15 protein-coding genes and 1 tRNA gene are annotated in these 15,420 nt (G+C 48.6%); 5 read left to right on the top strand and 11 right to left on the bottom strand.

Annotated features, from left to right (window positions below; all coding sequences use genetic code 11):
* Window positions 1–209: 209 nt before the first annotated feature.
* The 4 genes from A8707_RS23670 to A8707_RS23655 all read right to left on the bottom strand — a co-directional run bounded on the left by A8707_RS23670 (window position 210) and on the right by A8707_RS23655 (window position 3,360).
* Window positions 210–941 carry a TIGR04283 family arsenosugar biosynthesis glycosyltransferase gene (locus tag A8707_RS23670; RefSeq protein WP_068819640.1) on the bottom strand — a complete coding sequence of 244 codons (732 nt, stop codon included), beginning with the start codon at window positions 939–941 and terminating at the stop codon, window positions 210–212.
* Between the two features lie 5 nt (window positions 942–946).
* Window positions 947–2,137, bottom strand: coding sequence for an acyltransferase family protein (locus A8707_RS23665; protein ID WP_231948421.1), 1,191 nt, complete (start codon window positions 2,135–2,137; stop codon window positions 947–949).
* Window positions 2,101–2,553, bottom strand: coding sequence for a rhodanese-like domain-containing protein (locus A8707_RS23660; RefSeq protein ID WP_068819638.1), 453 nt, complete (start codon window positions 2,551–2,553; stop codon window positions 2,101–2,103). Before A8707_RS23660 ends, A8707_RS23665 begins: the two co-directional genes overlap by 37 nt.
* 201 nt (window positions 2,554–2,754) lie before the next feature.
* A complete protein-coding gene (locus A8707_RS23655; protein ID WP_068819642.1) occupies window positions 2,755–3,360 on the bottom strand; it encodes a nitroreductase family protein in 606 nt (201 codons plus the stop codon).
* A 511-nt stretch (window positions 3,361–3,871) separates the two neighbouring features.
* On the opposite strand from A8707_RS23655, the gene A8707_RS23650 reads away from it, so the two are divergent.
* A complete protein-coding gene (locus A8707_RS23650) occupies window positions 3,872–4,387 on the top strand; it encodes a hypothetical protein (protein ID WP_068819637.1) in 516 nt (171 codons plus the stop codon).
* 218 nt (window positions 4,388–4,605) lie between these two features.
* On the opposite strand, the gene A8707_RS23645 is transcribed toward A8707_RS23650, so the two are convergent.
* Both A8707_RS23645 and A8707_RS23640 read right to left on the bottom strand, forming a co-directional pair.
* Window positions 4,606–4,678: transfer RNA gene (locus A8707_RS23645), tRNA-Ala, on the bottom strand.
* Between the two features lie 27 nt (window positions 4,679–4,705).
* A complete protein-coding gene (locus A8707_RS23640; protein WP_068819636.1) occupies window positions 4,706–5,425 on the bottom strand; it encodes an HAD family hydrolase in 720 nt (239 codons plus the stop codon).
* A gap of 340 nt (window positions 5,426–5,765) precedes the next feature.
* On the opposite strand from A8707_RS23640, the gene A8707_RS27700 reads away from it, so the two are divergent.
* Window positions 5,766–6,575: a pentapeptide repeat-containing protein gene (locus A8707_RS27700; RefSeq protein ID WP_068819635.1), complete on the top strand. Its 810-nt coding sequence runs from the start codon at window positions 5,766–5,768 to the stop codon at window positions 6,573–6,575.
* Window positions 6,576–6,758: 183 nt separating this feature from the next.
* Entirely contained in the window at window positions 6,759–7,433 is a 675-nt protein-coding gene (locus A8707_RS23630; protein WP_068819634.1) for a Uma2 family endonuclease, read from the top strand.
* A 3-nt stretch (window positions 7,434–7,436) separates the two neighbouring features.
* Here A8707_RS23630 and A8707_RS23625 read toward each other — a convergent pair whose 3' ends face one another.
* The 3 genes from A8707_RS23625 to A8707_RS23615 all read right to left on the bottom strand — a co-directional run bounded on the left by A8707_RS23625 (window position 7,437) and on the right by A8707_RS23615 (window position 9,686).
* Window positions 7,437–8,300 (bottom strand): class I SAM-dependent methyltransferase, encoded by an 864-nt coding sequence (locus tag A8707_RS23625; RefSeq protein WP_068819633.1) that lies wholly within the window; start codon window positions 8,298–8,300, stop codon window positions 7,437–7,439.
* A gap of 70 nt (window positions 8,301–8,370) precedes the next feature.
* Window positions 8,371–9,069: a TIGR04283 family arsenosugar biosynthesis glycosyltransferase gene (locus A8707_RS23620; RefSeq protein ID WP_068819632.1), complete on the bottom strand. Its 699-nt coding sequence runs from the start codon at window positions 9,067–9,069 to the stop codon at window positions 8,371–8,373.
* Between the two features lie 5 nt (window positions 9,070–9,074).
* Window positions 9,075–9,686: a TIGR04282 family arsenosugar biosynthesis glycosyltransferase gene (locus A8707_RS23615; RefSeq protein WP_068819631.1), complete on the bottom strand. Its 612-nt coding sequence runs from the start codon at window positions 9,684–9,686 to the stop codon at window positions 9,075–9,077.
* Between the two features lie 221 nt (window positions 9,687–9,907).
* On the opposite strand from A8707_RS23615, the gene A8707_RS23610 reads away from it, so the two are divergent.
* Complete coding sequence (locus A8707_RS23610; protein WP_068819630.1) at window positions 9,908–12,208, top strand: PAS domain-containing sensor histidine kinase; 2,301 nt, start codon at window positions 9,908–9,910, stop codon at window positions 12,206–12,208.
* 7 nt (window positions 12,209–12,215) lie between these two features.
* Here A8707_RS23610 and A8707_RS23605 read toward each other — a convergent pair whose 3' ends face one another.
* Together A8707_RS23605 and A8707_RS23600 are read right to left on the bottom strand one after the other, a co-directional pair.
* Window positions 12,216–12,512, bottom strand: a complete 297-nt coding sequence (locus A8707_RS23605; protein WP_068819629.1) for a hypothetical protein — start codon at window positions 12,510–12,512, stop codon at window positions 12,216–12,218.
* A gap of 79 nt (window positions 12,513–12,591) precedes the next feature.
* On the bottom strand, window positions 12,592–12,903 hold the full coding sequence (locus tag A8707_RS23600; RefSeq protein ID WP_068819628.1) for an RNA recognition motif domain-containing protein: 312 nt from the start codon (window positions 12,901–12,903) through the stop codon (window positions 12,592–12,594).
* A gap of 225 nt (window positions 12,904–13,128) precedes the next feature.
* Here A8707_RS23600 and A8707_RS23595 point away from each other — a divergent pair, with 225 nt between their 5' ends.
* Entirely contained in the window at window positions 13,129–15,060 is a 1,932-nt protein-coding gene (locus A8707_RS23595) for a S9 family peptidase (protein ID WP_068819627.1), read from the top strand.
* Window positions 15,061–15,420: the final 360 nt, after the last annotated feature.

Below are 15,420 nucleotides of genomic sequence, written 5' to 3'. Positions count from 1 at the left end.
AATTCGTTCCTGATTACCCTTGCCCGTCGTTTGGGTTGCCGTACTCTCCCAGATTGCATTCGTCATCTAGCCAATCAAGTCCATCAGGTTTTTCGCTGGCTAACTTGAAACCACCCTGCTTGATGCATATGGGGAAGGACTTCTGCTCTGGCACTATAAAGGCGGTCCGTGGGAGTTGGCGCACGAGTTTAATTTTAATCAAGATTGAACTATCGGATGTCTTCATAGAATCGTTTGAGATAGGCAGGCGAAACGCTCAATCCCCACAAAATGCCGATGTAGAGATAAATGGTGGTCGCTTTCAAACTTCCCCACCGGGCAACTCGTCGATCGGAGCTTTGCACCACGCGATTGACCTGACAAATTCGTCCTTTTTTGGCTAATCGAAGACATAGATCTCCGTCTTCCATAATTGGGAGCGCTTCATTGAAGCCGCCACAGCCCCAGAAGTCCGATCGGCGGCAAAACATCACCTGATCGCCAAACAAGAGACGCAATCCCTTCAAGAATAAGTGCGGTTTGAATAAGAGAGGAGCATAGTAAGTTTTTAAGTAATTGTGCAGTGAAATGCCCCAACGAGTTGTTTGCGCCCCCGACATCAAAGAGATAAATCCACCACAGGCGATCGTTTCGTCTGTCAACGTTTGCTCAATCACGGCAACTAAATCGTCGGGCACGCAAGTATCAGCGTGCAGGAAGCAAAGAATGTCACCCTTTGCGACGGTTGCACCACAATTCATTTGGACAGAACGCCCAGCCCGATCGCACAAAAGAACCTGCACTCCAGTAGACTGCGCGATCGCCACCGTCTGATCTTGACTCCCGCCATCAACGACCAATACTTCTAAAGCAGGCGGATCTAAGATAGCGAGTTGGCGTAGCGTCCGTTTCAAACTGCTTGCTTCATTTAAAGTCGGAATGACAATTGAAACGCTAGACATGACGCTTAGTTCTGTTGAGATGGAATCGACTTTAACCCAAACAAAAACCGAGGAATATTAAATCGTCTAACCAATAGTTCATATAACCCGATCGTGCCGAGCAGCGACCCTGTACTGATCACAATAAACTTCTCTAACACCCCAATATTCCACTGAATCACGTAAAACCCAATGATAACGACTACGCTTTGATGAAGAATATAAAACGGATAAGATGCCTCATTTGTGTATTGCAGCAAACGACTTTTGAAGTTTAGGTGAGATCTGGCTAAACTCAAAATTGCTATCACCCACCACCAAGAATTGAAGCCCCGAAACATCTGATACAGCACATATTCAGGAGAATAGCTGCGATCGGGAACCGTGTTCGTGATCCAAAGTCCTAGCAAGATTGACATTCCTACGATCGCCAACCCTGTCACCCAAACCTCTTGACGATCGAGACTCTGCCCAAACCGTCGATCGCTACAAAAGATATAGCCATAGACAAAATAAGTGAGATAAAGCAACACATTTGCCCAATCATCATAGAGATTTTGAAAGCCAATCCATCTAGGGCGAAACAGTCCTTCGATCGCTGCCAAAAGCAGAGCCGGATAGATGAGGAATCTTGCTCGATCGAGCGTCGTCGCAAACCACTTACACAAAGGTTGTCCAGACGGTTGTCGCAAATAAATAAAAATGGGTAAGGCAACCAGAGAGAACACCAGTAAGTAAACAATAAACCACAGGTGCGCCCATTCAAAATTTCCGGCTGGACGAATGCCATTAAAGAACTGTGGATAAAACTGAAGATAAGATTTTTTATAGCCTGAAGTCGTCAATAAGTGACAATAAACCTGCGGCGGAACTAACACTAATACGCCAAACAAAAAAGGAATGAACAATCGCTGAAATCGCTCTATGACATACTGACTGGCAGTTCTAACCTCCAGAGAAAACCAGGTAGCGGCTCCTGACAAAAAGAAAAAAAGCGGCATGTGCCACTGATGCACGAATGAGATGAAAAGCCCGATCGCCGGACTTGTGACCGCATTTGTGACATAAAATACTCCCAGACCGCCTGGATAAAAAATGGCGGCAGTGTGGAAATAAAGGAGGAGCAGCACTGCTAAAACTCTCAGCCAGTCCAGTTCATAGCGTCTCTCAGGGATATCCGTCATTGGTTCGCCCGATCGTTCACCAGTTTTCCCCACGTCGCATTATAAGGGTGAACTGATGAGGTAGGTTGACCGTCTCTCACCATCGATCGTCCTTCGTTTGCCCACTCAAACAGCCCACCTTCTAGATTAAAAACCTGACAAAATCCAGCTTGCATTATCTGTTGAGCAGCCTTGGCACTTCGATAGCCAACCGAACAGTAGACCACGATCGGCGCATCTTTTGCTATCTCTCTCAGAGATTCCGGCAATGTCCCATCAGAATTAGGTGAAATGAGTTGCGCTCGATCGAGATGGCTAACTGCATACTCTTCTTCAGTCCGGGCATCAAGCAGCACAGGAGCAGACTTCTCCAATGTTTGAGCAAGCTGCACCGTCGTCAGTCGCGGCACTGACGGAAACTGCCAGCGAATCAGCCATTTGAGTAGAGTAAACGACAGCGATCGACCCATTTCTATAAGCTTCTAAAAGTGTGGCAGACGTTGCTGAATGGATCTATGAAGCACAGAGTTTACCCTCACCCTAGCCCTCTCCCTAATGGAGAGGGGACAAAAGTTCTGGCTCCCTTCTCCCCAGGGAGAAGGGTTGGCGAGGGCTTCGCCCCACTTCGTGAGGAGGGAATTTGATATCTGCATTCAGCAACGCCAAAACTGTTAGTGGACGATCGATGAAGTCTGACTCCAATGACCCGTAAAGACAAACTGGTCTAGAGGTTTGCGAGTGCGCGGCGCTGACTGACGCTGCTGCATCGATTCAGACAGAATTTGTGGATCTCCGAGATAACCTAGCGCGATCGCGGCGACTGGATCATAGCCATCAGGAATGCCGTAAGTCTCTTTGGCTTTGGGGACATCAAATCCTGCCATTTGGTGAATAAATAGTCCCTGAGCGGCTGCCTCGATCGCGAGATTAGCAGAGGCTGCACCCACATCGTGAAACGCATGACGGTTTTCTACACCGTTGAACGTAAAGGTTAGTTTTGCCACCGACAGCATTAGCACCGGGGCATTCTTTGCCCAGACTTGATTTCCTTCTGCAAGGCATTCTAACAGACGGCTAAACTCATCGGGATTGTCTTGAGTCGCCACAATATAGCTCCACGGCTGCTCATTATAAGAAGACGCTGCCCATCGCGCCCCTTCTAATACACTCCGCAATTTTTCTGGCTCTACGGCTTGATCTGAGAAGGCGATCGGACTCCAGCGCTGGCGCAGCACCTCTTCGATGGGATATTGAGTAGCAGATAGTTGGTCAGTCATCAGATCATCGTTAACGACATTGCTACGTTTACTTCTATCCAATTTGTTCTGATAAATCAATTATGACTTTCAGAAGTCGCTCTGACCTTACTGTTTAGCTGACCTGAAGTCCGATATCCAACGCTCTCACACAACCGCTTATCTATAAATTCTTGGATCTTATAGTCTGCGGTTAGCTGCGCCTGCTTCTTTAGGCATAGACGAGACTCACCTAAATGCGGATGAAACTTCTGCTTAAAAAAGGACTAATAAACAATAAACATGCCGCGTGAATCTGGACAGCCCTCACTCCTAACCCTTCTTCCTAGGGAGAAGGGAGCTAGAATCTCTTGTTCCCTCTCCTTGGGGAGAGGGCTAGGGCGAGGGCGAAGTATTCACGTAGGAGATCTAATAGGTGTTATGTGTTACTGCTACTCTAACCCCAGCAGTTAAGTACCAGAGTATATAGTTTCAAAAGCTTACAACTCTCTTACACTATCCATTTACCAGTCATTAGCTAGGAGTTCTAATCATGAACGATTCCCAAAAACCTTTGAGCGAATCTACTTCACACCCCGACCCGCTGACGGGTGAACCCGGTGCTCACCCTGTCGAAACGGGACTCGGTGCAGCGGGTGCAGGCACGATCGGGACGATCGTCGGAGGAGTTGTGGGAGGTCCGATTGGGGCAGTCGTGGGAGCCACGATCGGGGCAGTCAGTGGCGGTCTATTGGGCAAAGAAACGGCTGAAGTCATTGATGCCAGCGTTGAACATGAACATTGGCGCACCCATCACACCTCTCGCCCTTACATTGAGCCAGGTCGAACCTACGAAGATTACGCCCCAGCTTATCAAACTGGCTTTGATGCGTTCTCTCGTCATGGTCATACTGAGAGGGCTTTTGACGAGATCGAACCTGAGCTGCAAAGCGAATATGTGAAAACCCACGGGAAAACGGGTCTAGCGTGGGACAAAGTAAAGCCTGCCGCTCAAGATGCCTATCGAAAGCTCTCTGAAGAACGCGTCGGTAAGCCACGCAACCTTTGATTTGCTGAACTAGCATTTCCCTTATTTAGACATTGCGTTGTCCAGTCATAGATCGACGCAAATGGCGAAAGCTCATCAGACCTCCCGCATGAATCAGTCCTTATCCTAAATCTCTCCCAATCTTGGGGGAAGGGCTAGGGTAAGTGCGTTTTAGCATTCGCGCAGGAGGTCTATCCAATTCAACTGTCTTGGGATGTAACTCAAAGGACAACAACAAATGGAGAATAGGGGAATCGAACCCCTGACCTCTGCGGTGCGATCGCAGCGCTCTACCAACTGAGCTAACTCCCCTAGTTCTGATAGTTTACCATCTTGAAATTAGCTTGCAGAATCAATATTTTCCTTAGAAAAAACGTGTTGAACTCGATCGAGTTCTAAATCTGAGAGATAGTCCACCGTCCAGTTGGCACAGCGCTGCAGCATATGGAATGGATAAGTGTTGGCAACCCCAACCACCGGAATGCCTGCTCGTTTTGCAGCGGCAATGCCCGCGAAGGTGTCTTCGATCGCTAAACATTCAGCAGGATGCAGATTGAGATCAGGGAAGGCTTGATTTAAACGCTCGACTACTAGAAGATAACCATCGGGTTCGGGCTTACTCACGGCGATATCATTGCTCGACACGATCGTCGTGAAATATTGCCGCAGTTGGCATCGTTCTAAGACAAGCTCGATTTCGCTTAGGCTGGCACCACTGACGATCGCTAACTTACAGGGAGTCGCCCGAAGATTAAAGATAAAATCGTCTAGCCCCAGATAAGTCGGTAGCGTTTCTAGCGCTGAGATCTGCTGCACATAGGCTTTGGCTTTGCGACCGATCAGGTCATCGAGATAGCGATCGCTGACCACTCTACCGCGACTTTCTAGCAGAGCAGAGAGACAGGCTCGATCGCTTCGCCCTAAACACATCTCCCGAAATTCTCCGGGCTTGGGACGAAGATTTTCCTCGATCAGAAGTTGCTCAATCAGCTTTTCGTGAAGCGGTTCGTCGTTGATGATCACGCCGTTGAAATCGAAAAGAACTGCTTTGAGCGCCATGAAGAAATGAAAAAGACTGCTTCCACTTTACCAGGAGGAGAGAAGCGATCGGCTCAAACCCCTGATCTCTTTCCCTACCGTGTACACACAAGTCGTTGATCGCTTCGTTTCAGTCAGCTTTTGCCCCCTAAATCCCCCATTTTGGGGGACTTTGAAACCGCAAGTCTTGGCTCAAAGTCCCCCAAATTTGGGGGATTTAGGGGGCGAAGGTCTCAGCCATAACGAATCGAAAGAGTGGTGTGTAGACGGTAGGATCTCTTGCCCCAATCTCAGGAAAAGCTACCGGATTTGTTTTTATTTTTCTATACTGGTTGCGTAAACCCACTTAGCCCTCTTTCCTATGGATTTCTCTGGTCAAAATCTGCGAGGACGTAACTTTAGAGGGCAAGATCTGACGGGGGCAAATTTTTCGCACGCAGATATCCGAGGGGCAAATTTTAGCAACGCGATTTTGAAAGGGGCAAATTTTACGGGGGCAAAAGCAGGATTGCAAAGGCGATGGCTAATTTTTCAGTTGATTGTCTCATTACTGCTCTCCATTATTTTTAACTTTGTTGCAGTCCTATTCAATGGCATTATCGTCGCATACTTCTTTACACCGGATTTCATTCAATCCAGCACTATTTTTCCTGGCATCGCTGTTGTAGCTATGCTTGTGGTTGTGTTTTATGCGATCGCCCTTCAAGGTTTAACTACTAAAGCGTTTGGAACAATAGCTGTCGCTGTCGCTGTCGCTGTCGCTGTTGCTGTCGCTGTCGGTGTCGCTGTCGCTGTTGCTGTCGCTGTCGGTGTCGCTGTCGGTGTCGCTGTCGGTGTCGCTGTCGCTGTCGCTGTCGCTGTCGCTGTCGCTGTTGCTGTCGCTGTCGCTGGCGCTGTCGCTGGCGCTGTCGCTGGCGCGTTACTGAGTATTTATGTGGCTTGGCGATCGTCAAAAAGCGATGAAAAATTTGCCTTGGTTCGGACGATTGGAGTTGCCTTCGGCGCGATCGGTGGCACTTCCTTCTGCGGCGCTGACCTCACTGACGTAGACTTTACTAAAGCCATTCTCAAAAGCACTAACTTCAACCACACCAAACAAAAACAAACCGTTCTGCACCAAGTCTGTTGGTCGGACGCTGTAAAGCTCGATCGTGCCCTTATGGGAACTTGAAAATCCCATAGAAAGAAAAAATCCCTCGGCGAGAAAGCAATGATTTTTTTGAAAGGCACGATCGCCAACCTCCCCGACACCGCCAAACTCGCAGAAGCCTCTAGCAAACTGCTGCCCCTGATTGCCAAAGCGTTAGGATTACCGATGTAGGCAAATTTTTGTCGAGCGATCGAGGTTTTAGCAATGACCACTCAAATCGTAACGCCAGTCACAATTCCCATCAAAAACATTGTGCTTGAACCCGGCAGCGTCTTGACCATTACAGACATCACCTGGGAGAAATTTGAAGCCATTTTAGAAGAATTGGGCGAAAAGCGAAGTGCCCGCATCGCCTACAGCAATGGAGTGCTAGAAATTGTGTCACCTTTACCTGCCCACGAACGCCCGAACCGGATCATTGGGCGCATCGTCACCATTCTGCTAGATGCTCGAAATTTAGATTGGGAAGATTTTGGCTCGACGACCTTCCGACGCAAAAAAAAGCAAGCTGGATTGGAACCCGACACCTGTTTTTATATTGGAGAAAACGCAAAACGAGTGCGAGAGTGCATGATGTCGATGAATCTAGACGTGTATCCGCCGCCCGACTTAGCGATCGAAGCCGATGTCACCTCAAAAACCACGCTAGAAGCTTACGCTGGAATCCAGGTCCCAGAAGTCTGGATTTACAACAAAGGCAAGCTGAAAATCAATCTACTCAACGACGGCGAATATCAAGAGTCACCTACCAGTCTTGTGTTTCCTGATTTGCCGATTACACAACTCATTCCCGATCGCGTTCAGCAAGCTCTACAGGAAGGCACGAGTCAAGTTTTGCGGCAGTTGCGGCAAGAGATTGGGGGGAACGATCGGGCTTAAGTTCTAGCTGGTCGCCCATTGTCCATCTTCCATTTCTTGAGCAAACGGTTTAGGTTGAACTCGCTGACCCAACAAAGGTTTTACGCCGCGAGACACTTGATGAATCCACCAAAAGTCTTGAGTCTGAATTGCACCAAAGCCCGCTGCGCCCATCCAGGCATCAATGCTGCCCGTTGCATAGGCTTGAATGTAGGGTTCTTCAAAGATTTGGGTCAGCCACTCGGTCTGTCTGAGGGTCTTTTGATTGCCATCCAAAATTAAGACTTCACCGCCAGGAGTGAGGAGGCGATAGCTTTCTTGGAGAATCGTGGCAGCGATCGCGGGCGGCGTTTCGTGAAATAACAGCGATGCAGTGACGAGATCGAAGGAAGCATCGGGAAAGCGGGTTCGTTCGGCGTTGCCCTGCTGCCATTCAATCTTTAGCCCTGCTTGGGTAGCTTTGTGATCGGCGACGACGAGCATATAAGGAGACAAGTCAATGCCGATGACTTCAGCGTCAGGAAAGGCTTGTTTGAGCAAAAGCGTGGTGGAGCCTGTGCCGCAGCCCAAGTCGAGAATGCGACGAGGTTTGGCTTGAATTGCGTCGATTAAGCTCTGACGCACCCAAGATTCATTGGGAGGCAACGCATATTGTGTGATTGGGTCGTAAGACACCGCAGCACTGATGTTGAGATAGCCGTTTTCGATGCTGTGGAAATGTTGACTGCTGTAGTAATCGGGATAGGTGAGTTGCGGATCTCGGAAGCGATCGCTCTCGGTTTGCCAGTCGATGCTTTCATAAAATCGTCGCAGGGCGGGTTCGTCGATCAAGAGGCGAGCGATCGGTGCCAGATATTGTTCAAAAATCGTGTCTTTACGAACTGCCATAAGCGTTGGATAGAATGATTGCGGTTTGCTTCAGTTTAATGAATTCTGCGAATCGACGCTTTGATCGCAGTCATTTTCGGATGCGTTTCATGCCGCTTCGATACCAGTGAGCGATGCGATCGGGAGACACGCCTAAAAAATAGGTCAAAATCACGAGTTGATTGATCAGAGTCGTTTTGACTACGCCTAATGTTTGCCAGCGTCGCCCAGAGGTGATCACAGCAGTAGGCGCGATCGCGATTCTTCCCCGCTGTTTGAGTTGCCTCACTAGCTCAAAATCTTCCATAATTGGCAAGATGGGAAATCCTCCAAGGGCGCGGAAGGTCGTGGCTTTGAGAAAAATCGCCTGGTCGCCGTAGGGCATTTGCAGATGTCGCGATCGCGCATTCACGCCCCATTCAATCAGACGTAATTTCCAGGAGGAAGCGTCGATGCTGAGGCGAAACGCTCCGGCAATGACGTTTGGCTGACTCAGCGTGTGGCGAACTGTAGTGTCAAATCCTCTAGGTAACTGAGTGTCAGCGTGAAGAAAGAGCAGGATATCGCCCGTTGCTTGGGCTGCGCCTGCATTCATCTGATGGGCACGTCCGATCTCAGATTGAATCACAGTCACTCCGGCTGCGGCTGCGATCTCTCGCGTCTGATCGTAGCTACCACCATCGACAACAATGATTTCTACATCAGAGGCGTGTTTCAGAATGTGCAGAATTTTAGAAAGCTGGTGCGCTTCGTTGAGAACGGGAATCACAACAGAGATTAGTTCGATCACAGAATCTAAAGTTTCTCCAAATCTTCAGGACGATCGACATCACTTAACATCGGCAGATTCGCAACGGATAATTTTAGTTTCTCTGCAATGGCGATTGTTTGCTGATAGACAATAGAAGTGCTCCAAGTAATGTTTTGGAATAGATCTGGAATCATGTAGCGCAATCCAATTAGATAGTAGCCTCCATCCGTTGCAGAACCGATCACCAAATCATTAGTAACTAATGTTTGGAATGCTGTCGTTAATAGAGAATGGTTGAGATCAGGGCAATCAGTCCCGATCGTGACGACCCGTTTTGCGCCTCGATCGAAGGCAGACTGAAATGCGTCAGACATCCGATCGCCCAAGTCTCCAGCGCTTTGAGGGTGATAGTCTAAATCAGAGCCTAGCCAGGTTTGCATCTGAGCACGATCGCCGCCTGCAAATCGCACTTCAATGTCTACAGCGTCGCCTCGGAGAAGTCTTGCCTGTGACATCGTATGTTCTGCCATTTTGCGGTGCAGGGCGGCGGCTCCTTCTGCGCCCAATGCTGGAATCAGTCGAGTTTTTGCCTGCCCTGGCTCTGGGTAGCGAGTAAAAATAATCAGGTGTTTCTCAGCAGATCTCTGTTCGGTCATCAGACATTCATTTTTAGCGCTTCCATACTCTAGAGGAAGAGGTTGGATTTGACCAAGAATTGTTAAGTCAACAGGAAAGGAAATCTGAAGACTGTGATTGTAACAAAAAATTGACTGTTAGAAGAAAAACTAAATATGGTATTTACTAATCAGTAGAGTTAACGATCGAGCCACTTCGGGAACTCTCGCTCTAAGTAAATTACCTCACCTCGATCGCTGTAATGCTCGAAAGTTGTTCTGTTGAGTCTGCCTCCATCAAGCCCGAATTGCTTCAGCTACTGATCGAACAAACCCCCAACGCGATCGCCATGCTCGATCGCGAGATGCGTTATTTGCTCGTCAGCCAACGCTGGTCGCAAGACTGTGGAGTTGACCATCAAACCATTTTAGGGCGATCGCACTATGAGATTTTTCCAACCCTTCCAGACTCTTGGAAAGCCACTCATCAAGAATGTTTGGACAACGCAACCGAAGCCTGCATTGAAGACCAGTTGCAGCGCGGCGATCGCACCGTTTGGTTAAGAACAAAAGTTCAGCCTTGGCGCGACCACACGGGCAAAGTTGGAGGCTTAATTTTAGTGAAAGAAGATATCACTCAGCGTAAACAAATTGAATCGGAACTCTATAAAAGTAACCAGTTTCTGCAGAGCATTACTAACAATGCAAACATCAGCGTTTTTAGTAAAGAATATCTCCATACGGGTGGCACCTATTTATTCACCAATCATAAATTTAACACTCAATATAATCTCGATCCCGCTAACACGATTGGCAAAACGGATTATGACTTCTTTCCTCAAGAAGTCGCCGATGAGTTTAGACGCGCCGATCTCCAAGTCTTCACAAGCGGCACCCTCTTGCAAATCGAAGAAATAGAACCCCACGGTGACGGATTACACACAAGTCTTGTCGTTAAATTTCCCTTGCTCGACGCAGATGGCAAGCTTTATGGCATTGGTGGATTGGCAACCGATATCACCGATCGCAAGCAGTCAGAACTCGCCCTTCAACAGGCAAAAGTGATTCTCGAACAGCACGTCGAAGAACGCACCGCCGAACTTCAGCACCTCGTCGAACAGTTGCGCCAAGAAATTTTGGAACGGCAAGCAGTGCTGCGCGATCGAGAACTCACCGAAGCAAAACTTCAAAAACAGGTGCGGCTCTCATCGCTGCGGGCAGAGGTCGATTCTTCTCTCACTAAGACCACCGATCTCAAAGAAATGCTGCAACGATGTACCGAGATTATGGTTCAACATCTCGATGCTGCCTTTGTCCGCATTTGGACACTGAACGCAGAGGAAGACGTTTTAGAATTGCAGGCTAGTGCAGGGATGTATACTCACATTAATGGAGCGCACGGTCGAGTGCCTGTCGGTCAACTCAAGATTGGCTTAATTGCGGCAGAGCGTCAGCCCCACTGCACAAATGCGGTTTTAGACGACCCACGGGTGGGTGATAAAGCCTGGGCGCACCGCGAAAGAATGGTTGCCTTTGCTGGATATCCTCTGATTGTTGAGGATGAATTGCTGGGTGTGATTGCGATGTTTGCTCAACATTCTCTAAACGACTCTACGCTTGATGTTTTGGCGTTCATCTCCAGCGAGCTAGCGCTTGGCATTAAGCGAAAACAAGCAGAATCTGCACTCCAGTTGTCAGAAATGCAGTTGAGACAGCAAACTCAAGAGCTAGAAATTACGCTTCGAGAACTGAAACAAACCCAGGCGCAACTCGTGCAAACTGAGAAGATGTCTGGCTTAGGGCAACTGGTTGCAGGAGTCGCTCACGAGATCAACAATCCGGTTAACTTTATCTACAGCAATGTGAACCACGCCGATAGCTACGTTCAAGACTTGTTGAAACTTTTGCAGCTTTATCGAAAGCATTATCTCAATCCAGTCCCAGAGATTCAAGTCCAATCAAATGAAATCGATCTCGACTTTCTCTTACAAGATTTACCAAAGCTGTTCTCCTCAATGAAGATGGGAGCCGATCGGATTCGGCAAATCGTGCTGGCACTGCGAAATTTCTCACGCACCGATGAAGCTGATTTTAAAGATGTCAACATTCACGACGGCATTGATAGCACGCTGCTGATTCTGCAAAATCGGCTTAAAGGAGATTCAGATCGTTCCGACATCGCCGTGATTAAAGACTATGGAGAACTACCGTTAGTAGAATGCTATGCGGGTCAACTCAACCAGGTTTTTATGAACGTTTTAAGCAACGCGATCGACGCATTAGCAAATCACCGATCTCCTACGATTCGGATTCAGACTGCGATCATAGATAAAACCATTCAAATTCATCTGTCAGACAACGGCTCAGGAATGCCCGAATCAGTCCAGCGTCGGTTATTTGAACCCTTTTTTACTACCAAACCTGTTGGCAAAGGCACCGGACTTGGACTCTCGATTAGCTACCAAATCATCGTCGAAAAACACGGCGGACTTTTAAAGTGCATCTCATCTCCTGAAGGGACAACGTTTACGATCGAGATCCCCCGTTCAAGATCCACGCGATAGTTTTCGCTCACTGCCACGTCGCCACCGGACGCAACAGTGCCGGAATCTCCTCGGTGTCTGCCGGAAACTCTAACATTGTCTCAGACAAGCCTAAATAGCCCGATTCAGAAAATGACAGCAGCATTCGTTGCAGCGCTAACCACACATCTGGCTCATATTCCCAATCACGCTCTCGGCTTGCCCGACCTGCGATCGACTTTAGCGCCCAAAAATAACTATTCCGCACCACCGATCCCCCTTTCTTAAACGGCGGAACATCTTCGTGATGCAAAAACACAATCTCGTTTTCAAGTCTGGCTCTCATAACTCTCAATTAGAAAGACCTTGAACGCATGAGCTTTCGTTGCCCAACGTTCAAGGTCTCTGACTCAATAAAAACTGATTTAGTAGCGCTGGGAGAAACCACCACTCCGACCGCCGCCACGATTGCCACCGCCACCGCCGCGATTATCTTCGCGGGGCTTTGCTTTATTGACTTTCAAATCACGACCCATCCACTCTGCACCGTCTAACGCTGCGATCGCTGCATCTTCTTCGGCATCGGTGCCCATCTCAACAAACCCAAACCCGCGCATCCGACCTGTTTCGCGATCAGTCGGAAGCTGAACTCGCTTTACCGCACCATATTCTGCAAACACAGCAGAAAGGTCTTCTTGTGTAACCTCATAAGAAAGGTTACCAACATAAATCGACATCGAAGGAAATCTCCAGAACCAGAAATTGCAAAGATATTAGATTCGGGGATGTGCTCGTTCATAAAAACAAACTGTCAACCGAATTCAACACCCTTCTAAAATCTAACATAAATCATCTAATCGAGCATCTAAAGTGACAATCGGCAAGATAAATCAATTTCAATGCAAGATTCTTTGTTCTCGATCTGCATGACAAACTATTAAGAGAGACTATGGAGAAGCCCTATGATTGCCCCACAATCCCCTTATGGATCTTGGAAATCGCCCATCACCTCAGACTTAATCGTGGCTGGCTCGATCGGACTAGGACAAATCAAGCTCGATCGTTCAGACATTTATTGGAGCGAGTCGCGCCCTGCCGAAGGTGGACGCAGTGTGATTATGCAGCGATCGGACGATAGCACCACCGAGAGAACGCCGCCCCCCTTTAACGCTCGGACTCGTGTGCATGAATATGGAGGCGGGTCGTTTTTGGTTGCAGATGGCGTGGTTTATTTCTCTAACTTTGCCGATCAGCGTCTCTATCGTCAATCGGCAAACGCAGCTCCGGTGCCCCTGACATCGGCTGAATCGTTGCGCTATGCAGATGCGACGCTTGATCCATTCCACGATCGGTTAATTTGCATTCGAGAAGATCATCGCGTCGCTGATAAAGAAGCGGTTAACACGATCGTTGCCGTTCCGCTTGGCGAACCCGAAGCCGAGCAGACGATTCTCGCATCTGGACATGATTTCTATGCCTCGCCGAGTCTCAGTCCTGACGGCACATGGCTCTCCTGGATTTCGTGGAATCACCCCAATATGCCGTGGGATGGCACCGATTTGTGGGTGGCTCAAATTCAGCCAGACGGGAGCTTAAGCGACCCTCAACATATTGCAGGCGGCACAGACGAATCAATTTTTCAGCCAGAGTGGTCGCCCGATGGCGTGCTTTATTTCATCAGCGATCGCACAGGCTGGTGGAATTTTTATCGGTGGCATCCTCAGGGTACAGTCGAGGCTGTTTTCACCTTAGAGGCAGAATTCGGCTTGCCGCAGTGGGTGTTTGGGATGTCTACTTATGGGTTTGCTGACCGCGATCGGATTCTCTGCACCTATACTCAAAACGGTATCAGTCATTTAGCCACCCTAGATTTGACCTCTCGTGAACTCGCTTCTATTTCCTGCCCCTACACCAGCATTGCAGGATTGCAAGTCACTCACAATCAAGCCGCGTTTGTGGGCGGATCAGCGACAGAACCGTCTGCGATCGTGCGATTTGATCTCGCATCCCAAACCTTTGAGGTGTTGCAACGGGCAAGCGAGTTAGCGATCGATCCCAGCTATCTCTCGGCTCCTGACGCGATCGAGTTTCCGACCGAAAACGGCTTAACGGCTCACGCACTCTACTATGCGCCTAAAAATCGTGACTACACTGCGCCCACTGAAGAACGTCCACCGCTCTTAGTCAAAAGTCACGGCGGTCCGACTGCATCAACGTCTGCCTCTTTGAGCTTGGGCATTCAATATTGGACAAGTCGCGGGTTTGCCGTGTTGGATGTCAACTATGGAGGCAGCACAGGCTATGGTCGCGCCTATCGGCAGCGGCTAAACGGTCAGTGGGGCATCGTCGATGTCGATGATTGCGTCAATGGTGCAAACTATTTGGCAAAACAAGGCAACGTCGATGGCGATCGCTTAGTGATTGCAGGCGGCAGTGCAGGCGGCTACACCACTCTCTGTGCGCTCACCTTTCACAACACGTTTAAAGCGGGAGCCAGCTATTATGGCGTGAGCGATTTGAAGGCACTTGCAGAAGACACCCACAAATTCGAGTCCCGCTATCTGGATAGTTTGATCGGTGCCTATCCAGAACAAAAGGATTTGTATGACGCGCGATCGCCGATCACTGCCGTCGATCGTCTCGCGTGCCCGGTGATCTTTTTCCAAGGTGATGAAGATAAAATCGTGCCGCCCAACCAAGCCGAGATGATGGTCAAGGCGCTGCGAGACAAAGGTATTCCAGTTGCCTATGTGCTGTTTGAAGGAGAACAGCATGGCTTTCGTAAGGCTGAAAACATCAAACGAGCATTAGATGGCGAGTTTTACTTTTACTCGCGAGTGTTTGAGTTTCACCCTGCTGAACAGATTGATGCAGTGGCGATCGACAATTTATAACTCATCGTGACGACTTAGAAATCCTGCTAAATCTGAGTCGTCACCATTCTTTGATAGTCTCAGTTGTCTAAGAATCGTGGATTAAATAACATCGGTGTTTGTAGGGTGCGTTTCGCCATCGCTCAACACACCCCACGCAGTCTTCGGTTTTATTAAATTCACAGTCTTTAGAGCCATTTAGACTCAGTTCAGGGCGTTGCTAGATGCAGATGTGAATCGTTGAATCGCTGCACTCTTGAAAGCCCCCTAAATCCCCCATTTTAGGGCAGGGCTAGTTTATTGAGAAGAGAAAAAACAGAATAGAGGGGTTGTTTCTCGTCTTACCTTGCCATGAGTTTGATTGAGCATCTGAAGCAAGTG

It is taken from the genome of Phormidesmis priestleyi BC1401, from assembly GCF_001650195.1.
Lineage (GTDB): Bacteria > Cyanobacteriota > Cyanobacteriia > Leptolyngbyales > Leptolyngbyaceae > Phormidesmis_A > Phormidesmis_A priestleyi_B.
This window is presented reverse-complemented; position numbering and strand designations above follow the sequence as displayed.